The 22,335-nt window shown below is 45.9% G+C and carries 16 protein-coding genes; 7 read left to right on the forward strand and 9 right to left on the reverse strand.

Features of this window, described 5'->3' with window-relative positions; all coding sequences use genetic code 11:
* Nucleotides 1-19: 19 nt before the first annotated feature.
* Nucleotides 20-4,594: a translocation/assembly module TamB domain-containing protein gene (locus tag CLV31_RS16815; protein WP_245943428.1), complete on the reverse strand. Its 4,575-nt coding sequence runs from the start codon at nucleotides 4,592-4,594 to the stop codon at nucleotides 20-22.
* A gap of 29 nt (nucleotides 4,595-4,623) precedes the next feature.
* On the opposite strand from CLV31_RS16815, the gene tsaD reads away from it, so the two are divergent.
* Genes tsaD through CLV31_RS16835 form a run of 4 tightly spaced genes read left to right on the forward strand, consistent with a single transcriptional unit; the run spans nucleotide 4,624 to nucleotide 7,383 of the window.
* On the forward strand, nucleotides 4,624-5,637 hold the full coding sequence (gene tsaD, locus CLV31_RS16820) for a tRNA (adenosine(37)-N6)-threonylcarbamoyltransferase complex transferase subunit TsaD (RefSeq protein ID WP_111394176.1): 1,014 nt from the start codon (nucleotides 4,624-4,626) through the stop codon (nucleotides 5,635-5,637).
* Between the two features lies 1 nt (nucleotide 5,638).
* Nucleotides 5,639-6,109 carry an SsrA-binding protein gene (gene smpB, locus CLV31_RS16825; RefSeq protein ID WP_111394178.1) on the forward strand — a complete coding sequence of 157 codons (471 nt, stop codon included), beginning with the start codon at nucleotides 5,639-5,641 and terminating at the stop codon, nucleotides 6,107-6,109.
* Nucleotides 6,072-6,872 carry an NlpC/P60 family protein gene (locus CLV31_RS16830; RefSeq protein ID WP_111394180.1) on the forward strand — a complete coding sequence of 267 codons (801 nt, stop codon included), beginning with the start codon at nucleotides 6,072-6,074 and terminating at the stop codon, nucleotides 6,870-6,872. The genes smpB and CLV31_RS16830 overlap by 38 nt, the downstream gene beginning before the upstream one ends.
* Before the next feature lies 1 nt (nucleotide 6,873).
* Nucleotides 6,874-7,383 carry an HNH endonuclease gene (locus tag CLV31_RS16835; protein WP_111394182.1) on the forward strand — a complete coding sequence of 170 codons (510 nt, stop codon included), beginning with the start codon at nucleotides 6,874-6,876 and terminating at the stop codon, nucleotides 7,381-7,383.
* A gap of 385 nt (nucleotides 7,384-7,768) precedes the next feature.
* Here CLV31_RS16835 and CLV31_RS16840 read toward each other — a convergent pair whose 3' ends face one another.
* From CLV31_RS16840 to CLV31_RS16875, 8 genes are all read right to left on the reverse strand, one after another.
* Entirely contained in the window at nucleotides 7,769-9,232 is a 1,464-nt protein-coding gene (locus CLV31_RS16840) for a sodium:solute symporter (RefSeq protein WP_111394184.1), read from the reverse strand.
* A 36-nt stretch (nucleotides 9,233-9,268) separates the two neighbouring features.
* Nucleotides 9,269-10,201, reverse strand: a complete 933-nt coding sequence (locus CLV31_RS16845; RefSeq protein ID WP_111394186.1) for a dihydrodipicolinate synthase family protein — start codon at nucleotides 10,199-10,201, stop codon at nucleotides 9,269-9,271.
* A gap of 21 nt (nucleotides 10,202-10,222) precedes the next feature.
* Entirely contained in the window at nucleotides 10,223-11,227 is a 1,005-nt protein-coding gene (locus tag CLV31_RS16850) for a sialidase family protein (RefSeq protein WP_111394187.1), read from the reverse strand.
* A gap of 126 nt (nucleotides 11,228-11,353) precedes the next feature.
* On the reverse strand, nucleotides 11,354-11,710 hold the full coding sequence (locus tag CLV31_RS16855; RefSeq protein WP_111394189.1) for a helix-turn-helix domain-containing protein: 357 nt from the start codon (nucleotides 11,708-11,710) through the stop codon (nucleotides 11,354-11,356).
* A gap of 2 nt (nucleotides 11,711-11,712) precedes the next feature.
* Nucleotides 11,713-12,021 (reverse strand): type II toxin-antitoxin system HigB family toxin, encoded by a 309-nt coding sequence (locus tag CLV31_RS16860; RefSeq protein WP_111394191.1) that lies wholly within the window; start codon nucleotides 12,019-12,021, stop codon nucleotides 11,713-11,715.
* Between the two features lie 33 nt (nucleotides 12,022-12,054).
* Nucleotides 12,055-13,239, reverse strand: a complete 1,185-nt coding sequence (locus CLV31_RS16865; protein ID WP_111394192.1) for a glucuronyl esterase domain-containing protein — start codon at nucleotides 13,237-13,239, stop codon at nucleotides 12,055-12,057.
* A 257-nt stretch (nucleotides 13,240-13,496) separates the two neighbouring features.
* The gene (locus tag CLV31_RS16870) at nucleotides 13,497-14,927 is read right to left on the reverse strand and encodes a PhoPQ-activated pathogenicity-related family protein (protein WP_111394194.1); all 1,431 of its coding nucleotides are present in this window, start codon (nucleotides 14,925-14,927) and stop codon (nucleotides 13,497-13,499) included.
* Between the two features lie 84 nt (nucleotides 14,928-15,011).
* Entirely contained in the window at nucleotides 15,012-16,340 is a 1,329-nt protein-coding gene (locus tag CLV31_RS16875) for a hypothetical protein (RefSeq protein ID WP_245943429.1), read from the reverse strand.
* Nucleotides 16,341-16,439: 99 nt separating this feature from the next.
* On the opposite strand from CLV31_RS16875, the gene CLV31_RS16880 reads away from it, so the two are divergent.
* The 3 genes from CLV31_RS16880 (at nucleotide 16,440) to CLV31_RS16890 (ending at nucleotide 22,288) form a co-directional block, all read left to right on the forward strand.
* Complete coding sequence (locus CLV31_RS16880; protein ID WP_111394196.1) at nucleotides 16,440-18,572, forward strand: glycoside hydrolase family 97 protein; 2,133 nt, start codon at nucleotides 16,440-16,442, stop codon at nucleotides 18,570-18,572.
* A gap of 168 nt (nucleotides 18,573-18,740) precedes the next feature.
* Nucleotides 18,741-21,119 (forward strand): TonB-dependent receptor, encoded by a 2,379-nt coding sequence (locus CLV31_RS16885; RefSeq protein WP_111394198.1) that lies wholly within the window; start codon nucleotides 18,741-18,743, stop codon nucleotides 21,117-21,119.
* On the forward strand, nucleotides 21,119-22,288 hold the full coding sequence (locus CLV31_RS16890) for a PepSY-associated TM helix domain-containing protein (RefSeq protein ID WP_111394200.1): 1,170 nt from the start codon (nucleotides 21,119-21,121) through the stop codon (nucleotides 22,286-22,288). The genes CLV31_RS16885 and CLV31_RS16890 overlap by 1 nt, the downstream gene beginning before the upstream one ends.
* Nucleotides 22,289-22,335 lie beyond the last annotated feature (47 nt).

Raw genomic sequence — 22,335 nt, forward strand, 5'->3', positions numbered from 1 at the left:
CAGGAAAAGGGAAATTGTTTTAATTTTCTTCCTTTGGAGGGACTTTTTCTATTCGGATCAGCTCATGCTCTTCCTTTCGGGGAGGAAGACTATCCAAGTCTATGGGTGTCCAATTTTCTTGATCGTTGTAATCGTTTCTCAAAAAATCATCCGAATCCTGTATAATAAGCTTTTGGGTGCGATTGCCGGTTAGTTTTTTGAATAGTTCTGAAAATGAATTGAAAGATACATTTTGAGTCAGGGAAGCACCGTAAGACAATACATTTTGGGTAAGAGACAGCGAAGTGAAGGTGTTGAAGTTGTTTCGGTTGAAGATTCGTAATCGATATACCCCATCCTCGGTGATCATGTATTCAGCTTGCCAATCGCCGATGATGGAGGCTGCACTGGCATTGCCCCGATTATCCGTAAACCCTCCGTCACGGGAGACTCTCAGCCTTCCATCCAAAAAGGTGTAGGCGACACTGAGTTGGAAATTTTCAAGGGTATTTTGGTCCAGACTGGCGAGATCAATATTCACTTCAAGGTTTTTATCGACCTGCCCGATAAAGCTGTTGAGCTGGGAAGAAAGCAGGTTGCCGAGGCTGGAAGAGAGGGTAGAAACACCCGAAAATTGTCCTTCCGGTGAAAACTGCTTGGTCATGATCACCGAAAATACCTGGCGGTTCATCTCCTGTTCGTCTGCCGCAACCCGGTTTTGGAAAGCGGAAATCGTAGTCTGTACATCACCGCTTGAGGGGAATTCGGAAAAGTCAAAGCTGAAATTAAAGGTCGGAGAGAGAAGCTCGCCCTGAAGATCCATCAGAACTTTGACAGGGAAACGCCGGCGCATCTGACTGTTTTCCTGGGCTGCGTTGGCTGTGTTGATTAGCGGTTGGAGAGATACGCTTTCTTCGTAGACCGCCTTGAGGTTCATGATACCGGTATAGGGGTCACCAAACCAGGTAATTCTTCCTCCCGGTCTCACCGTAAACTCCCGCTTGACCACATTGTAGAGGGAGAAATTATATTTTCCTTCCACAATTTCATAGTTGCCGGTCAGGGAGAAGTTCCCTTGGGTATCGATATTCATGTTGAGCACGCCACGTCCTCTCCCCTGAATACTTTCCTCTGTTTTTGGATCGATGATGATCTCTGCAAAAGCATCCGGAGTGATGTCGAGAATAAAATTCATCCGGACATTTTCAATTTCCAGACGGTTGACCTCCTCGGCAAGCGCTTTAATTCTTACCGTGTCTTGGACGTTGATGATTTGGATAAAATCCTCCTGGTATTGTTCATTGGAGCTCGTAAGGGGAATAAAAATTCGGGTATTGGGCTGAGTAGTAGCACGGGCAACCACATCGAGGTTTCGGGTACTTCCTTTCACAGTCAGGGTTCCTGTAGCGAATGCCGAGCCGTAAAAGACTTCATTGTCCCTTACGGTGGTGTTCATTACCTGAAAATTGGTCAGTCTGGAATTGATGTCCAGGAAGATGTCGTCAAATCCCCGGTGATTGACCCCTCCGGTAAAGGTGGCCCGGTTGCCGTTGATATCCCTGAACACCAAATCCTGAAAACTGATTTGGGTAGGTCTAAAAAGGATGCTTCCATCCATCTGATAGGAAGTATTGAGGTAGTTGATCCGTATTTTGCCCTGGTCTATTCTTCCGCTTCCCAAGACCTCAGGAGTAGCTGTAGTGCCTCGTATTTGAAGGTTTCCGCTGACTGTGCCCCCGAGATTGGAAATGTACTTGGAAAGAAAAGGCTCGAAAATCACCAGGTTGGCCTGAGTCATTCTGGCTTCCAGATCCAGATTTTGATAGTCGAGCCCAATGATTCCGTCGATATCTATCCGTTTTTGATCGTTGAGAAAGTTTTCGACTTTCAATACCAGATTGTTTTCATCCAAAGTTGCTCTTGCCCCAATATCTCCAATCGGGAAACTGTTGATTTCCAAATTCTCGATGGACAGATTGCCCTGTATTCTTGGTTCGGCCAGGAGGTTGTTCAATTGGAAAGAACCGTCGGCAGTTCCTCCAAAGTTGTAAGGTGTTACCGTATTCAGGAGGTCCATACTCACTTCATTCAGGAGGAGATCTAGGGTTTCCTCCGGCCGATCACTGATTTTTCCGTCGATTCCCAAGGATTGGTTTTCATTTTGGATTCTGAGTTTTTGGATGGTTACTTCACCTTGGGAGAGCGAAATCTGGTTTTCTGGATCAAATTGCCATTCACGATTGAGCACACGCAGGAGCGAAGGTTTGAATTTCAAAAAGGTCCCTCCTGAGGTAAATTTGGTTTCTGCGGCAATCCTTGCCTTACTTTGGGTCGAATCTTGGTCCAAACTCAGCAAAAGATCCAAGTTGGTTTGGTCCCAAATCGCTTCCAGTCCTAAGTTTTTGAAGCCCAGATTTTCTCCTACTTTTTGCTCTTTCGAATAGATGTAAAAGGAAGCCAAAATATCTTCGCTGTTGATGATTTTGGAAGTGTTGAAGTCTATGTTGGTGCCAAAGGCTGTATTTCCCTGGTAGCTGATCGTATCTATTGAAGTGAAAAAGTTGAAGACGGTATTTTCCTTGGTTTGGTAAAATGCCCCTTCCAAGATGTTGTTTTTGGAGATGCGGAGATCCGGTTGAAACAGCTGAATCAGGGGATTGATATTGGGCATCCGGATATTGAGATCCAGGCTGTAAGTTTCCGAGAAATTTTCTGTCAGATCAGCCAAAGGTTGTTCCTCATTGAGGATGATGGCCAGGTATTGCTTGCCCAAGATTCCCAGATCTCTTCCCATTTGTTCCAGGTTAAACTGACCTGAGGCAGCTACCACCAGGTAGTCTGAGTTGAGCGAGAGCGTACGGGTGCCTCCTGCAAAGAGGGATTGGAAAAAGAAATTTCCCACATCCAGGAAGCGATCCTCGTAACCTACCTTTATATCTGTAAATCTCGCGATTCCCTGGATTCCGTCTAGGGTGATTCCTTTGGTGTCGATATCCAATTTGCCACTGACAAAGGCAGGCGTCTCCATGACCTTGATCCGGTCCAGGAAAAGCGTGTCCAGGTCAACTACGAGTCTGACCGAATCCACAGATTCTTCCAGATTCAGATATCCTTTTACCTGGGTTTTGAGATTTGGATCATCGACGGATAGATTGCCTCTAAAAAGATTAAGTCCATAGGTGGCATCAGTCTGGATATTGGTGAAATTATATTGATTGATCCCGAGCTGGGATATTTTGGCGTTGAGATCAATCAAGGCGGTTTCCAGGGATGATCCTTTGAAATTCACATTGCCTTCCAGGGATACCTTTTGCAGCAACTCCCGATCCTCTGCCAATATTCCCAGATCCAAATTCTGGATTTTCACCCTGGAAACGATAGAAGGTATGTCTTTGACTAAATCATAATTTACCCTGCCGCTGATATTTCCGATTCCTGTTCGAAAATCTCCTGTGGTGGTAAATCTGGTCGGAAGTCCCGCAAAGTCCGCGTCCAAACGGATGATATTGAACTTGTTGATTTCTTTTTGGATTTGGGGTGAAAGATAGGGAGCGAGGTCACTGGCAGCAATGACCGAATTTTTGAGTGAAAAATTGAGATAGGTTTGCTCAATATCAGGAAGTCCATCAATCAAAAATGAACCAAAAAGGGCCGTTCTTTTTCCAACCCGGATCAAAAATTCATCCGATTTCATATCAGAAATGTAACCGGTCACTTCCCCGCTGAGGTAGATGTCATCGTCGATTTCGGGCAAAGTGGGTGCAAAAAGTCTCAGATCAGACACATGTAGTTTGGTCTCCTCCATTCGTGCGGTAAGCTTGACCTGATGGAGAAAATCCGCATACCCTCGAGGTCCTGTCAGATCCATTCTAAGGTAGTTTTTGATATGGCTTTTTTCTGATTTTAGACTTAGCTGATCCAGTTCCAAAAACTTCGGATGGTAGGTCAGCTGGGTTTTCAATTCTTGGATATTCAGTCCTGAGTTGGTTTCTACCCCGGTAAGGAGCTTGATGTCCAATTCTAAAGTGGAACCGATGAAACTGAATTTTTCTGCATTTGCAGTGATTTCTTTGAAATCTATCCTGGTGTAGTCAAACCCTTCTTCCACCGGGGTTGCGTTCAAATCACTGATTGAAAATTCAGATTGGCGGAGTTCGAGCGTAGAGATAAAAAACCGGCTTTCCCGGGTACTGGGTGTGGAGGAACCAAATACATCAGAAAGCTCTCCTATCCATCGGTTGATATTGATCATGGAGTCTCCCTGATGGGTGATTAGGTTGAGATCTCCTTTTTCCAACCGGACTACGTCAAGTTTGGGATCGGTCGAAGAAATCAGCGAAAGAATGGCAAAATCCACTTGGAGCCGATCAGCTGCCAGCATCAGGCTGTCTCTGTGATCGTATATCCTGATCCCTTCAGCAGACAAGGCATCCCACCAAGAGATTTGGATTTTTCCGATTTCGGTATGGAAAGTGGTTCGCTCGTTTAGGTATCCAGCTACTTTGTCCACTGCCCAATTTTGCACTCCGGTAATCTGCAGGGATAAGGCCAGTCCGATCAAAAGCAAAAGGGAAGAAAAAATCACCCAAAGAATCACTCGGAAAGCTTTGTGCAAAAAATCCGTAACTTTCGCCTTCTTTTCCAATGGGTACAAACGATATTTCTATACTAGCAATTGAATCCTCGTGTGACGAGACTTCTGCCTCCATTATAGTAAATGGCAAAGTACTCAATAATATTGTGGCCACACAATCGGTACACGAAAAATATGGAGGGGTAGTTCCCGAATTAGCCTCCCGTGCCCATCAGGAAAACCTGATTCCCGTCATCCACGAGGCCATTTCTACTTCCGGTATTTCCAAGGAGCAACTTACTGCCGTGGCCTTTACCCGAGGTCCTGGCCTGATGGGTTCGCTGCTCGTCGGAGTGAGTTTTGCCAAGGCATTTGCAAGGGCTTTGGATATTCCCCTAATCGATGTCAACCACATGCAGGCCCATGTACTGGCCCATTTTATCGAAGATCCCAAGCCGAGCTTTCCTTTCATCTGCCTTACGGTCAGTGGAGGTCATACCCAATTGGTTTTGGTCAGAGATTATTTGGATATGGAAGTGATCGGAGAGACTCAGGACGATGCTGTGGGGGAAGCTTTTGACAAGACCGCCAAGCTACTCGGTTTGCCTTATCCCGGCGGGCCCTTGGTGGATCAATACGCCAAAGAAGGAAATCCAAAAGCATTTGCATTTCCTGTCACCCGGATGCCGGGATTGAATTATTCTTTCTCGGGGATCAAAACAGCCGTGCTTTACTTTCTTCGTGACCAGCTTCAGGAAAATCCGAACTTTATCGGGGAAAATCTGCCCGACCTTTGCGCAAGCATCCAATACACGCTGATCGAGATGCTGCTCATCAAGCTGAAAGATGCAGTAAAGCAATACGGGGTCAGGGAAATCGCGATTGCCGGTGGTGTTTCTGCCAACTCAGGTTTGAGAGCTACTTTGACAGAGTTGGCCCGCCGAAAAGGCTGGAACCTCTATATCCCCAAATTCGAATACTGCACTGACAATGCGGCCATGATTGCTATGGCGGCACACTACAAGTATCTCAAGGGTGAATTCGTCGGAATGGACGTGACTCCTTTGGCCAAAATGAAATTCTGATATGTCTACTAAGTCTAACCGCTTCGAAAAGGTTGTCAACATAAAAAATAAGAAAGCAAGCTTTGAGTTTGAGTTCATTGACACCTATGTGGCTGGCCTGATGCTCAAAGGTACCGAGATCAAGTCGATCCGCGAGGCAAAAGTATCCCTGACTGAGGCGTATTGTGTATTTTATGAAGGGGAGCTTTTTATAAGGCAAATGCATATCTCTCCCTACAGCATGGCTTCCAGCTACAATCATGAAGCAGTAAGAGACCGAAAATTGCTACTCAACAAAAAAGAGTTGGAGAAGCTCCAAACTAAGTCCCAGGAAAAGGGGCTTGCAATCATTCCGGTTCGTATATTTATCAATGACCGAGGCAAAGCCAAATTGGAAATTGCCCTGGCGAGAGGAAAAAAAATCCATGATAAACGACAGGACCTAAAGGAAAAAGATGCAAAAAGGGAGCTCCAGCGAATGGCCTTTGATTGATGCGTATGGGATTTGTCGGCAGACAGTCCTTCCGGTTTATCACCAGCCGACTTTTGATTCTGCCTTGGTTACGCAATTGCTTTTCGGGGAATGTTACCAAATCAACGGGTTGACTTCAGACAGGCAATGGTTTCGGGTGTATCATGAGGATACCGGGATAGGAGGATGGGTATGGGCCAAGCTGATCAAAGAAATCACTGCAGAAGAATACCAGAAGTTTCTCAATCAGGATTTTCAGATCATCACCAGCCCGATTGCAGCGATTGAGTACTTGGGTGCTAATCTGTATTTACTTCCCGGTAGCCGACTCCATTTTTCCGAACTTGAACTGTTCAACTGGCAGGATCATATCGGTTTTGCAGGCACATTTCGACCCCACGCCTCCAAAGCCTCAAGAGAAGAAATCACCGAAATCGGAATTCGCTACCTTCATGCCCCTTTTCAGGCGGGAGGCCGGAGCATCTTCGGTTTGGACGAGGCGCATGCCTTTTCCCTGATTTTTTTCATAGGAGGGTATTCTTGGGTTTCGGGAAAAATACCCGGAAAAAGTGTTACTCCAGAAGAAGTTCAATCGGGGGATTTGTTTGTTTTTAGGGATCTGGACAAACAAATAACCCATTATGGTCTTTACCTGGGGGCCGAAGAAATCCTCTGGATGGATCATCGGATGAAGATCTCTGATGTGGATGAGTGGGAGGACTTTTTGAGAAACAATTCCGGTGAACAGGTCGTTTTGGATTTTCGGTCTATTGTAGGTTTTTAGTATGGAAAAGCGGGTGTTGGTTTTAAACTTGGATCATTCGCCGGTTGCCGTGGTGCCGGTTCAGAAGGCTATTGTCTTGGTCCTATTGGAGAAAGCCAACGTCCTCTCCACCTACGACCTGTTGGAAATCCGAACCGTTTCCCGGAGTTTTCAGTATCCCGCGGTTATTCGCCTTTCCCAATACAAAAACATTCCCTTCAAAGGAGTCTTGCTCAATCGAGCCAACCTTTTCCGAAGGGATAAAGGAGAATGTCAGTACTGTGGTAGCCGGCGTCACCTGACCATCGACCACGTGGTACCCCGCTCCAAAGGCGGCAAAACCTCCTGGACCAATCTCGTCACCGCCTGCAACCGATGTAATGTCAGCAAAGGAGACAAAACCCCCGAGCAGGCAGGTATGATTCTCCGCAGCGAACCCTTCAAACCTTCCTTGTCTTATTTTCTGGCCGAGTACGCGGAGCGTCAGGCGGAGGAGTGGTTGCCTTTTTTGGAGAGTAGGGTGGTGGGGTGAAGAGTGGGAGATTTTAAGATTTGCGTTTCATCCATGAGATGCTAAATCTTTTGTGTCTCATGAAATGGAAAATATGAGACACAAAAGTTTTTTGCTTATTCTGGGAGAAGCAATCCCGGAGTACATTGGCAAAATTCCAGACTTTTGATATTAGGGCGGATTCGGTCATGTCTTTTATAAAGTTTGTGTCTCATCCATGATACGCTAATTTGTTTGTGTCTCATGAAATGCCCATGAGAAAATGCTTCTCACACAGGGGAATGATTATCCGGGGCATTCCATCTGGCCATTAAAAATCAAATTATAAACAGATGAAATGGAAAATATGAGACGCAAAAGTTTTTGTGCTTATTCTGTGAGATGCAAAAAAAGTAATTTCCCCAGCCTACTTCCCCTTCACCAAGCTCCCAAACCCAAATCCCACCAAAAACACCACCGCTGTGCCGATCACAATCGTCATATTGGTGTGAAGGGGATTGGCAAGGGAAGCGTCCATGCCGTTTTTGACTAAGATGCTGGACAAGCTCATCCAAGCGATGACCAACACGCCCAATATCACTCCCAAGACAGCCTGTGGTTTTTGGGCTTTGGACAACAAGCCCAAGAGAAATAATCCCAAAATTCCTCCGCTGAAAATCGAGGAGAGTGCCCACCAGGCATCCAAAGCACTGGTTACGCCATTGAAAGCCAAGCCGACCAGAATACTCGCCAAGCCCATCCCTAGGGAGGTAAGCCGAAGCACCCGAAGCGAAAGCTTTTCGGAAGGATTGGGGTGGATGTACTTTTTGAAATGATCGGAAAGAATGACTGTAGCAGAACTATTGATACTGGTGGATACGGTACTCATGCCTGCGGCAAAAATGGATGCGATCAACAATCCGGTGACACCTACCGGGAGTTGGTGGACGATGAAATGAGGAAAAACCTTGTCCGGTGCGATGCCTTCCGGAAGCAGGTCCGGCTGGGCTTGGTAAAAGGCAAAAAGAGCTGTACCAATAAAGAAAAAGACAAAGGATACGGGCAGATAAAGCAAGCTTCCCAACCAGGTGGATTTTTTGGCTTCCTGCTCTGTTCGGGCGGTCAGGTAGCGCTGCACGTAGCTTTGGTCAATCCCGAAATTCTGCAGGTTGATAAAGAGACCATATACCAAAATCATCCAAAAGGTAGAGGTGGTAAAATCCAGGTTGAAACTGCCCAAGCTGAATTTGTCCGACTCCTGAGCGATGCGGATGAGCTCGCTTGGTCCTCCGGGAATATTGAGAAAGATCACTCCCAAGCAAGCCAAGGCGCCTCCAATCAGGATGATTCCCTGCACAGCATCAGTCCAAACAACCGCTTCGATGCCCCCAAACATGGAATAGACTACGACGCTGATCCCGGTAATTACAATAATCATCGGAATACTCCAGCCTAGGAGCGCGTTCATCGGTAAGGCCAGGAGGTACATGATTGCTCCCATTCTGGCCAGTTGGGTAAGGAGGTAGCATAGGGATGCATAGATTCTCGCCCAAGCTCCAAATCGCTGTTCGAGGTAAAAATATGCGGATTCGCTTTGGAGCCTCCGGTATAGTGGCACAAAAAATTTCACAGCTATCCAAGCCGCAAGCGGGATAGAAAGACTGAATACAAACCCGTTCCAATTGCCTCCATAGGCATTTCCCGGTAAAGCCAGAAAGCTGATGCTACTCACAAACGTGGCAAAAATGGACATGCCAATCGCCCAGGAAGGAAGCCGTCCACCTCCTGTGGTAAAGTCGGAAGCACTTCGTTTTCTGAACGAAAAAGAAACCCCAAATCCTACAATGGCGAGCATGTACACCAGGAAGATGGATAAGTCGAGAATCGGCATTTTGGGAACTTGAAAAGATGTGACTTCGGGCTGAATTTAAAGAGTAACTGTCGAAGATACTTTTTCTTTTACACGAAGGTACTTTTCATGCAAGGCTTTCTTTTCTTCTTCATTGTAAGCAGAAAGGGGTGGAGCCAAAATTCCTCTGCACAGTCCCTCGAATGCCAAGGCTGCCTTTAGTCCCTTGAGATAGCAGGATTTGTAAGTTTGATTTTCATAAAGATTTTTACTCAGGAAGAGGATCGTGTCTTGCAGCTCTTTGAGCCGGCTTCTTTCACCGGTCTGAAAAGTTTCAAAAGCTTGGACATAGAGTTCGGGGAAAAGATTGGCTCCTCCGGTCACTCCACCATGCCCACCCATTTCCAGGGTTTGGGTTAGAATTTCCTCCGGACCTACAAAAATCCTAAACTCTTGTCGGTTGCGAAATGTGGAACATAAGGCTTCAAAATTTCCCAAATCCCCACTGCTGTCTTTGATGCCGATGATATTGGGATGGTTTGAGAGGTCTTTTACCGTCTGCAGATCTATAAAAATCTTAGTGTGGGAGGGCATATTATACAAAAAGAGCGGCAAGGTTACCGCCTCGGCCAATTGACGGTAATACGCCGTAAGCTCTTCCTGACCGATATTCATATAAAAAGGCGGGGCTGCTACTAGCGCCGAAGCCCCGGATTCTGCAGCGATTGCAGCCAGGTCTAGGCTTTCTACAAACGAACAATCCGTGATCCCGACCAATACAGGTACTTTTCCGCTGACCTGACGGCAAACTTGCCGGATCAGATCACTTTTTACATCTGAACTTAAACTCGCAGATTCTCCGGTGGTTCCCAAAATGAAAATTCCATGAACTCCTCCTTCCAGCAAATGATCGACTATCCGGATGGTATGTGCCACGTCCAGCGAATAATCCGCATTTAAAGGAGTGATCATGGGCGGTATGATTCCATGAAATTCTACTGGGTTCTTCATAGGCTTGGGATAGGGGTTAGGTTACAGCGTTAAATGAATGTACTTAATCTTGGTCCGATGGTAAGTGTAGGTCAGGTGGACTGTTCCGTCTTGGGCCTCAATGATGGCCGGATAGCTGAACTCTCCTTCTTTTTCGTCCTCCAATACCAGCAACTCTTCCCAACTAATACCGTCAGTTGAGCCAAAAAGACTAATCTTGTTTCTGCCTTTTTGAATAGGATTGCAAAGCAGTAAATGATAGCCGCTTTTGAGGGTGACTGCATCTATCCCCGAATTGTTGTGAATCAATCCCGTACCTTCCATTTTGCTCCAGCTTTTCCCCTGGTCAGAAGACCAAGAGGTGGCGATCTCTCCTTCTCGGGTTCGGAAAAGAAGCTGGATTTTTTCTTTCGGATGAAAGAGAACAGTAGGCTGGATAGCACTGAAGGATCCTGCTATGGTTGATTTTTCCCAGTTTTTCAGATCGGGATCAGTGAATTCCACATGGGAATTCCATACGCCGTTGACCTCAAAACTACTGGGATGAAGAAGTCGGCCATCGGACAGCACGACGGCTTTGTTTTTGACCGGACCCAAAAATCCCGGAGGGATTTGGACTTCTTTGGACCAGCTTTTTCCTTGGTCTTTGGAGGTTTTATACAAGCCCCACCACTCCCGTGGATTTGGGCCTTCTTTGTAAAAAAGTATCAGGGTTCCGTCCTCTTTTTGATGTAGGACAGGATTCCAGGTTGGATTTCTGAAGGTTTGATTTTCGATTCCATCCGCGGCCAAAGTTGGAGAAGACCACTTGTCGTTTTTCAACAAGGCAGTATAGATGCTTACATCCGGGTGTTTTTCGTAAGTGCCTCCAAACCACGCGGCAAGAATTCCTTCTGGAGTTTCGACCAGTGTAGAGGCATGGCAGGAAGGAAACGGTGCCGATTCGTAGATAAATCCAGATTTCAGGATTTTTGGCTGGGGTTTTTCAGATAAAAAATCCTCACCTCCAAGGGAAGTGAGGATAACTAAAATAAGTAAATAGTGCATGGTTGAGCGGAAATGGGGTATTTGATTCCATTAATTTAAAAAGATGGCCCCAGATTTTGAAAAAACTGTCTGGTAGTGACCTGTACAAACTTCAAAAGGATTGCACTTGACACCTTTTTGATAATCTTAAGAAAGCAGAACTTCCGCTGGAATTCTTAACTCCTTATGGAAAATTTTGGCCATTTCAAGAGTAAGAGGTTTTCTTTTATTGAGAACCGATGATATATATCCTTTACTTCCAATTTTTCCAACGAAGTCTTGATTTTTGATGCCTAATTCCTTCATTCTAAGTTTGATGGTTTCAATAGGATCGGGTAATGGTATGGGGTAAAATTGATCCTCATAATTTTTAATTAGAACTAAGGCTACCTCTAATTTTTTACCCTCTGGGGTATTGGGATGTATCTTTTTATCAAATTGCTCATCAACCCAATTGAGTAGGTTTTGATACTCCTCTTCCGATTTTATTACTGAAAGTTCCATGTCTATTTTTTAAATGATATAGAGGCTACATCGATTTTATCATATTCTTGATGTGTTCCAAACCACTTGATTTGAACTGTTTTGTAATCGAAAACAATTCTCACAACCAAACGAAATTTGTTACCCATGATATTGAAAACAACGCGGTCATCTTTAACAATACTAGCATTTCCATAAATCTCTTTTAACTCATTAAAAGAGGATATTTCTAATTTTTGAAATTCATGGTACCATTCAAATAACGCATTTCGCGCATTTGGGTACACTAATGAATATTCTAGAAGTGTCTTTCTGGTTATAATGTTGAACATAAAAATAAATAAAAAGTTTACCAATAGAAAACATTAATCTAAATTCTTTTCCACAAACTCCAAAAATATCCTCCAATCCTCCCAAGTCAGGTCGTGCGCTCCCTCGCGGATATGGTAGCCTACCGATTCCAGATGTACAGGCCCTTCAAACTCCTCAAACTCTTTTTCGAAAACAGCCTTTTTCCCATAGATCTCACTCGCTATCCGACTTCCCAGCTGAATTCCCAAATATTCGCCTTTCGGGTCTGCCCACCGATCTTCTCTGGCACTGGAATAATAGACTGCTCTCGGGGCGATTAGTCCCGGGAGGAGGTGTTGGTCAAGGGGAAGGCTTTCTTCCTTACCGTTGTATTTGAGGAAATTGTCGGCAAACCAATGCGGGAAGCGCGTATTGATGGCCTCTATTGTTTCTCCAAATTTTCGTTTGGAAAGTGCGGCTCCACCGCATCCCGATTCATTGGCATAGGTAATGGCCCAGCGGGGATCATTGGCAGAGGTCCAAAGGGCCGTTTTTCCGGTTCGGGAATGCCCGACGAGTACCGACTTTTTCGAATCAATCCTCGGGTGTTGCTCCAAGTAATCCATGGCCCGCATGGCAGCCCAACCCCAAGCGCCGAAAGCTTTTAGGCCATCCGATTTTCCGATTTGCTCAGGATAGAGGGTGGAAATGATCCCGTTTTGGTAGGTTTTGGCATCATCCGGAGCCACGGTCTCCACATGAAAGGAAGCGGTGGCCAAGCCTCGTTGGATCAATTCACGAACTGGCCAAAAGGCCTCGTCAACTAATTTTCCATCCGGATAGTTAGGAAGGTAATTGATGAGGAGAATAACCGGAAAGGGACCTTTTTGGGGTTTGGGAAGGAAAAAGTTGATCCGAATCGTATGGCTTTTTCCATTTCGACCAACGGTGATGTTTACTTCTTCCAGGTCTGCGATTTGGGAAAAAGGGTTGGCATTTTCCTTTACTACCTCGAAAGAAATGGCCTCAAAATCTTTTGGAAGTTGTCCATAGACTTCCGATTCAAACAGGCGGAAAATCTCCGGTCTTCGTGTCTTTTCCCAATCTTCAACTGTGTGAATCAGTTTTCCTTTTTCACTGACAAAAGGGTCGGGCAAATGAAGCGCAGGGACTTTACTTTCGTTGTAGTTGGGAGGAGTTTGAGACATGGTATTCAGTGGAATCAGGATTGAGGCAAGGAGAAGAGAGATTAATTTCATCTTTTTTTTAGATACATTAAGTTGTTACACTCTCACATTCAATTTAATTGAGTTTTTGTTTTTTACTCTTTGTTCTTTTGGCTTGACCCAAAAGAACCAAAACGTCAAGACGCAGCAAAGCTCCTACCGCACAAGGCCGGACGCTGGCCCGCTGCTGCGTCAGCCCCCGCGCCTCTCAAAGCAAAGGTTTGTACATAAAAGCAATTCCTTTAGAATAATTTCTTATCTCTTTCATTGCCTATGTTTTTTAGCGAATGTTACTGAGTTTTTCTTGGTTGAAAGGGCTCGTAAGGATAGGCCCTTGGGAGAATGTCGATGCCCGAAGTCACTTTCAAGGGATGATCCCCACCATAGGTCAACTCCACAAAATAGCCCCGATACCCCGACTCCGGGGTGATCAAGTTGACCGTCAATTCTCCCGTATCTGGCACTGCGATATCCTCCGAAGTCCAATTTGGCCCGAAAACATCGATGCGGAAATCTCTTGAGAGCGGATTATAGGCTGACCAAAGTTTGATCGCAGCTGGTTTATTGGCCGCGTCAAACGTGATTTTGATTTGATCTCCTTCTACTTTCCAACCATAGCTTGGGCGTTTCCCCTGATTAAGGATGGATTTGTAGAAAGAGATTAAGTTGGGCAGTGCGTCGGATTTTCCCACATCATGACCTGAGTTGGGAACATACATGATGTGCTTCTCTCCGGGAAGGCTGTCCCAATAAAACTTCCAACTGTCCGGCTGGAAAAACTCATCACCAGCCGCATTGATGATCAATTTGGGCATGTCGTAATCTTTGCGGAAAGCATAAGGCTCTGTGATCTCCATCATTCGGTCAAATTCCGGTGTTCCTACCCAGTTCATCACGCCTTCCCGGACATAATCGCCCACAGCTGGGGCCCAAAATCCGTAATTTCTCCAGTGATGCTGAAAGGAAGGCACCAGATTGAGCAAGTCGATGACCACAGGGGCAATGGCAATCACCCGGTCATCGGTCGCTGCGGTAGTCCAGGTAGTCCAGCCACGCTTGGATGCCCCGCCTACCATAAATGATTGAATGGGCTTTTGGTAATTTTTTTGGACCACCTCGGTCACGGCATCCATGGCGAGTTTGGCAGCCTTGGTCATGGGGAATCGTGCCAGCCAGATCGCATCTTCGTCTTTGGCACCGCCTTCCAGAAACTTTCTCCAACCGTATGAAATAATTTCGTCTTCATACCGCTCACCAAAGGTATCATTGGCAAAAGTGATCGGTTGGAAAGGGACATTGTGTATTTGCGCGACTACGGAATTGGTACTTGTCGCAGCGGCCAAAATCAAATCGTTCGGGGATTCGGGCATTTTGGAATTGGTGCTTCCTCCCCCGATCCACAGCATCCCGGTAGAATAAGGTGTTTCCTTTGGCACGACCATAGATACCCAGTGCCACCACTCGGTTTGGTCAACGATATCAGGCGTCAACCAATGCTGGGAATACATTTTCAGGACATGGTAATCGTATTGCTCTCCAGGGACAGAGTGCACGATTTCGTATCGGAAAATAGAGTCCGGTGCCTGGACATAATCTTTTAAAAGCGTGGTGGATTTTTGGAGTGCCTCTGGGGTTTCCTGGCTTTTTTTACAAGAAATGAGGAAAAAGAAACCAAGGGCAATGAGCATAAATGGCGCTTTGTTCAGGAAGTGGTTTTTCATTTAGGAGCTGTTTGAGTTAGTTGTGATGGATTGAATAAAGACCAAGGGAGGGTCAAAAAAGACTAAAATGGGTTTTGTTATTTCTTATTTTTCAAACTCTACCAGGTATTCAGACATGTATTTTCCTAAATCTGAGTATTTGAAAAACAGTCTAGCCCGTTTACCCAGTTTGAGGCTTGTGTTTTTTTCTGCGATGTCCTCAGGGGTATTCAAGGGCTGAAGGGAAGGGTACCAGAGTACATGCCCTGGTTTTTGGACCAGAAGCTGAGGTGCTGTCCAAGCTTGGGAATTATCCCCATGTCCCAAGTCTCGGTGAGGATTGAAAGAAATATAAAGTTTGTCCCCGATCCAGGATTGGCCTTCCACGTGTCCCATCAGCATTACCCAGCATTTGAGGTAGGTGTTCCAGCTGACTGAGGGTCCCCAATGAAATCCGCCTTGAGGAGACGAAGCGGGGCCGCCTCCTTTTTCTTTGGGAATTTGAAGCGAAGAAATGGGTGCTCCAATGCCATCCCAGTCGGCATGGAAACCCTTTCCATCCCAACGCTTGGCTTTGCCTTGAGGATCATCGAGATCACTGATTTTGATCCGAGCTACGCTGATGCACTGACCGGAGGCTTCAGTTTCCGGTGAGTAGGTTTCAGGATTGTACTCTCCGGGATAGCCGTATTCTCCATAAAATAGATACAAATAATCATCCACTGCCACGGCACTTGGGTCACCGACTCCACCGGCAAAAGTCTTGGAGATATTATGCGGATTGAGAATCATTCTGGGCTGTTTGTCTTCGAGAAAGAGTCCCTTGTTTTCCCAATTCCAGCCTCCATCGGTGGATTTCATCACGCCGATTCTGGGCACTGCAGCAGGTGTGATTCGCTCAGTTAGACCCAATGGCCAGTTTTGATCGAGGTAGCCTTCTCCGGTTTGTGGGTCAAAAGGGAGTGTTTCGGGATAATTTTCATTATGGTAAATGGCATAGAGCGTACGGCCGGATGGATCCCGTTCATCCTGATAGACGGTCTCAAACCAAACTGCCCCATGAAGTCCTGCTTGACCCACTGGGGCATTTTTTGGGAGATTGGGAGCGATGTATTTTTCTGCAGGAGTACCGAAAACCTCGTCTGCATGAGCTCCTGAAGCAAACTTTAGATCTTCTGCAAATCCCCAAACCGGGTCTTCTCCATATTTGCCGGGAAAAATTCTCAGGGTATCTCCCACCCAAACTTCAGCCATATTGCAGTCGACAAAGTTGTTGAAATGGAAAGTGTCTGTTGGGATCAGTCGAAATTGAGGGACTTTAAAATCAGGAACTTCGCTCAATTCTTCTGGACTCTTTTGTCTACAGGAAAAACAGAAAATGCCCAGGATGAGGGTCTGAATCAGGATTGGCGGAAAATAGTTTTTAGGGGCCATCTTTACGCGTAGATTTGAAACTGATTAAATCTAAGAATTTAAAAAGACAGAAGCACTTCTTTTCTAAAAGCTTTAGCGTTACCTAATTATCGATCCACTATGAAATCAATCCGCCTTTCTTTTCTTCTCTTTTTCCTGTTTTTAGGGAACATTCAGGCACAGGTATTGACTTCCCCGGGACAGACTCTTCAAATGAAGTTTGCCCTGACCGAAGCAGGAGAGCCTCTTTATCTTGTAAATCTCAACAATCAACCGGTTGTCCTTCCCAGTAAACTGGGCTTTGACCTGAAAAATGACGACATCGATCTCCTCGATGGGTTTCAGATTACCAAGACTGAAAACTCCACTTTTGATGAAACCTGGACCCCTGTCTGGGGAGAAGAAAGTCAAATCCGAAACCACTACAATGAACTGATGGTGGAATTGACCCAAACCAAAACGGGTCGAAAAATGGTGATCCGTTTTCGGGCTTTTGACGAAGGCTTGGGATTTCGCTATGAATTTCCTTTGCAGGAGGACATGGGCTACTTTGTCGTGAAGGAGGAAAAAACGCAGTTCGCGATGACAGGTGACCACGTCGCTTTCTGGATTCCAGGCGATTACGATACGCAAGAGTATGACTTTACCGAATCCAAGCTCAGTGAAATCAGGGGCTTGATGAAGACCGCTATTACGCCCAATGCTTCTCAGACACCTTTCTCAGACACAGGAGTACAAACTTCCCTGATCATGAAGTCGGCGGATGGTCTCTATATCAATTTGCATGAAGCGGCCCTGATCGACTACCCCGCTATGCACTTGGAGCTCGATGACGAGCAGATGATTTTCACTTCTCATCTGACTCCGGATGCGATCGGAGACAAAGGCTATCTCTATACACCTGCACAAACTCCGTGGAGAACGATCATTGCCGGCAAAAAGGCAGGTAATATTTTGGCCTCTCGAATCACCTATAACTTGAATGAACCCTCCAAAATAGAAGATCCTTCCTGGATCAAACCCATGAAATATGTGGGTGTGTGGTGGGAAATGATCACCGGAAAAAGCTCTTGGTCCTACACCAACGACTACAAAGCCATCAAACTCGGAGAAACTGATTACTCCAAGGCGAGTCCCAACGGAACCCATGGTGCCACTACTGAAAATGTAAAAAAGTATATCGACTTCGCTGCCAAGCATGGCTTTGACGGAGTATTGGTCGAAGGATGGAATGTGGGTTGGGAAGACTGGTTTGGCAATTCAAAAGATTACGTCTTTGACTTTTTGACTCCTTATCCAGACTTTGACCTGAAGGGGATTTCTGCTTATGCAAAAGAAAAGGGAGTACAGATGATCATGCACCATGAGACTTCTTCCTCGGTGAGAAACTATGAGCGTCATATGGATGAAGCCTATCAGCTGATGAAAGATTATGGCTACCCGGCCGTGAAAAGCGGTTATGTAGGAGATATGCTTCCCCGTGGCGAGTACCACTACAGCCAATGGTTGGTGAATCACTACCAATACGCCATCGAAAAAGCGGCAGAATACCAAATTATGGTCAATGCCCATGAGGCAGTGCGTCCGACTGGAGTGGGCCGTACATGGCCCAACCTGATCGCCAATGAATCTGCCAGAGGCACCGAATACCAGGCCTTTGGGGGCTCTAAAGCCAATCATGTGACCATTTTGCCCTTTACCCGACAGATAGGTGGACCGATGGATTACACACCGGGAGTTTTTGAGATGGATGTATTTAATGGAAGCCACGTCAACAGCACCCTGGCCAATCAGCTGGCTCTTTATGTGACCATGTATTCTCCGCTGCAGATGGCCGCAGATTTTCCGGAAAACTATGACCGCTTCCCGGATGCATTCCAGTTTATCAAAGATGTCGCCTTGGACTGGGAAAAGAGCCTTTACTTAGAGGCTGAGCCCGGGTACTTCCTGACCATCGCCAGAAAGGCTAAAGGAACCGGAGAATGGTTTGTTGGCAATGTCAATGGAATGGACAGACGTACCGGAGAGGTAAAGTTTGATTTCCTCGAATCCGGTAAAACGTACATCGCAGAAATCTATGGGGATAAAACAGATGCCCACTTTAAGACCAATCCCCAGGCCTACGAAATCCGAAAAGTGGCCGTTGATTCCAATTCAGTCCTGAAGCAATTTTCGGCTCCCGGTGGAGGCTATGCCATCCGGATCAGAGCGGCAGGCAAAGAGGAATTAAAAGGTTTGAAAAAATTGAAGTAATTGAGTTTCCTGATTTATTCATGTCAAACCTTTGTTTTTCAAGGGATTGACAGGATTATTTTTTTTTATCCAATTCAGGATATTTCAAATCTTATTTAGATTGATTAAAAATAACTTGTTTAGAATTGATCTAATTAATAGGTTTGTGCTGTTAAAAATTTTATCGGCATGAATCTTAAATTTATACCCTTTACGCTTCTGATTGGACTTTGGAGTGTGTTAGTTCACGGGCAAAATGCCTCTCTCAAAGGTCAAGTAACTACCTCCGACAATCAACCTCTTGAGTTTGTCAATGTAGGAATCAAAGGACAATCCAAAGGATCAACCACCGACCGATTTGGTCGGTATGAGATTAAAAATGTTGAACCGGGGACTTACACGGTCTTTGCTTCCTTTGTAGGCTTGGAAAAGCAGGAACAGACCATAACCATTGCTGCAGGAACCAGCGCCACCTTGAATTTCACCGTGAAAGAAAGCTCGACGGACTTGTCAGAGGTAGTGGTGACCGATTTTTCTTCCAACCGATTTTACTCGGATTCGAATTTTACCATAGGAAAGCTTCCGCTGAAAGATCTCGAAAATCCACAGGTTTACAACTCCATTTCAGGTCGGCTTTTGCGTGAGCAAGTAGTCACTACGATGAACGATGCCATGAAAAATGCCACCGGCGTGACCCGTCTTTGGGAATCCACCGGGCGAGGAGGAGATGGTGCCGAATATTATGCCATGAGGGGATTTTCGGTCCAGCCGACACTCGTCAACGGGATGCCTAATGTGAATAACGGTGCACTCGACCCCGCTAATATCGAAACCATCGATGTGGTCAAAGGTCCTTCGGGGACGCTATTTGGAAGCGCAGTGATTTCCTATGGTGGCCTGATCAATATCACGACCAAAAAGCCTTTTGACCTTTTCAAAGGGGAGGTCGGGTTTATCACCGGTAGCTTTGGAATGAACCGGCTCACTGCAGATGTAAATGTGCCTATCAGTGAGACAACCGGGATTCGGGTAAATACCGCCTACCAGTCTCAAAACACCTTTCAAGACGCAGGCAATAGGAGCTCGTTTTTCATTGCTCCTTCCTTCAAATTTCAAGCTTCCGAGCGACTTACCTTCCTGATCAATACCGAGTTTTTGGAATCGAACTCCGTCAATGCTCCGATGATTTTTCTCAATCGGAATGCCGCTTTGAAATTTGACCGCATCGATCCATTCCTGGCAAATTACGAGCGCTCTTTTACAGGAAATGAGCTGAGTATACGGAACCCGAGCTATGGGATCCAAGCCCAGGCCTTGTATAGACTGTCTCCTAACTGGAACTCGCAAACGGTGATTTCCAGAAGTTCGACCAAGACCGATGGATATTACCATTACCTGTTTGATGCCGGAGACGGAGATTCTTTCACCCGGTTTATATCTGATCGCAACGGTCAGACCATTACCACTGACTTGCAGCAAAACTTCATTGGCGACTTCACGATAGGACAATTCCGCAATCGGATGGTCGTTGGGCTGGATTACTATGACCAAAGCATTTTCAATGGAAGTACCGGTTGGGTAGCCAATGGATCAGTCAAACTTTCGGATGGCAGCGATACCGGCGTGTTGACTCAAGCAGGTGTGGATGATTTGCTTCGAAATTCCTTCGAAGGAAATTCCACCGGAAAAAGCACAGTGCTCAGCGCCTATATCTCCGATGTGATCAATCTCCGATCCAATCTTTCGGTCATGGCCAGTCTTCGGGCAGATCGATTTGAAGGAAAAACAGATTACTGGATCGAGGAGGAAGTGAAAAGCCAAACTGCCCTGTCCCCAAAACTTGGCGTGGTTTACCAACCGATACAAGATAAAGTCTCTGTTTTTGCCAATTACATGAATGGATTTGTCAATGTTGCGCCGCGCACTGTAGCCAATGTGGATGGTTCCAATCCGAGACTTCAGGCATTTGACCCGGAGCAAGCCAATCAGGTTGAGTTTGGTGTCAAAGCTAATTTGCTCAAAGACCGATTGGCCGCTACAGCGAGCTACTATGATATTCGGGTGAAAAACCGCTTGATCAACGATCCTGACAACATCAACAATACTCTTCAAGCTGGTGAAGTGGAAAGTAAAGGATTTGAATTTTCACTTGTAGCCTCGCCGTTTGAGGGAATGAGCGTGATTGCTGGTTATTCCAACAATACCGCTCGGGTGACCAAAGACAATCCAGTCAACGGATACTTAGGACTTCGGCCTGAGGAGGCCGGACCTGAGGAATTGATCAATTTCTGGATGAGTTATTCTATTCCGACAGGAAGTCTGAAAGGTTTTGGAGTCGGATTTGGTGGAAATGCCGCTTCAGAGCACCTGACCCTCAACCGATCTAACGGGACCTTCACCATTCCTGCTTACCAAGTAGTGAATGCCGCTATTTCATACACGAGCAGTCAGTATTTATTGGCTTTCAAAGTGAATAACCTGACCAATGAGCGCTATTTCTCAGGCTGGTCCACGGTCACACCACAAGCTCTTCGAAATGTGGCTCTTAGCTTTAACTACCGATTCTGATGAAGCTAAAATCTTGGATATCTAAAATTCACCTCTGGCTCGGACTTTCTTCCGGGCTAGTGGTATTTATTGTAGCAGTGACAGGCTGTATCTATGCTTTTCAAGCTGAGATTCAGGATCTGGTGCAGCCATATCGATTCGTGGAGGAGGCAGGGGAAACGGTATTGCCTCCTTCTGAAGTTTGGAAGATTGCCGATGAAGCCCTCCCCGGTAAGCACCTTCATGGCATTCTCTATCCTCAGGTAGAAAACCGGGCCGCTCAGGCCATTTATTACAGCTTTGAGGAGCATTACTATTACTTTGTTTATGTCGATCAGTTTACAGGCAAAGTCCTTAAAGTGAAAGATGAATTTGCCGACTTTTTCCGTATTGTTTTGGATGGGCATTTTTACCTGTGGTTGCCTCAGGATATCGGTCAGCCGGTTGTGGCTTCGTTCACACTCGTATTCTTGGTGATGGTCATTTCAGGATTGATTCTTTGGTGGCCAAGGAAGAAAAAGGGAGTTGAAAAGAGCTTTAAAATCCGTTGGGATGCCCGTTGGAGAAGAAAGAATTACGATTTGCACCAGGTTTTGGGCTTTTATGTGATGATTTTTGCCTTGGTTTTTGCCCTGACGGGCCTGGTATGGGGATTCACTTGGTTTAGGGATGGGTATTATGCGATGACGACGGGAGGAAAGCAGTTTGTCGAATATTATGCGCCCGTCTCTGATTCTACTTTTCAATACCAGGGAGAAATACCCGGTATCGATCGGGTGTGGATGAAAATGCGGAACGAATATCCGACTGCCGAATGGATCGAAGTGCATCCGCCTGACTACGAACATGGTTCCTTTGCAGCCAATGCCAATCCGGATGCCAGCACATATTGGAAAATGGATTACCGCTATTTTGACCAATACACGCTGGAAGAGCTTCCTGTGGACCATGTGTGGAACCGATTTCACGAGGCGAGCTTGGGAGATAAGCTGCAGCGGATGAATTATGACATTCACGTCGGAGCCATCGGGGGATTGCCCGGGAAGTTTTTGGCTTTCTGCCTCAGTGCGATTATCGCTTCTTTGCCGGTAACCGGATTTTTGATCTGGTGGGGAAGGAAAAAGAAAAGCAAAAAAGAAAAGCCGAGTTTAATCCAAAAACAGGAACGTCATCGCGCCGTCACTGTCTGATTCTGCACCAAAGACAGCCGATTTTCTAATGCCTCATTTTCGAAAAA

Origin of the sequence: Algoriphagus aquaeductus (genome assembly GCF_003253485.1) — a bacterium.
GTDB lineage: Bacteria > Bacteroidota > Bacteroidia > Cytophagales > Cyclobacteriaceae > Algoriphagus > Algoriphagus aquaeductus.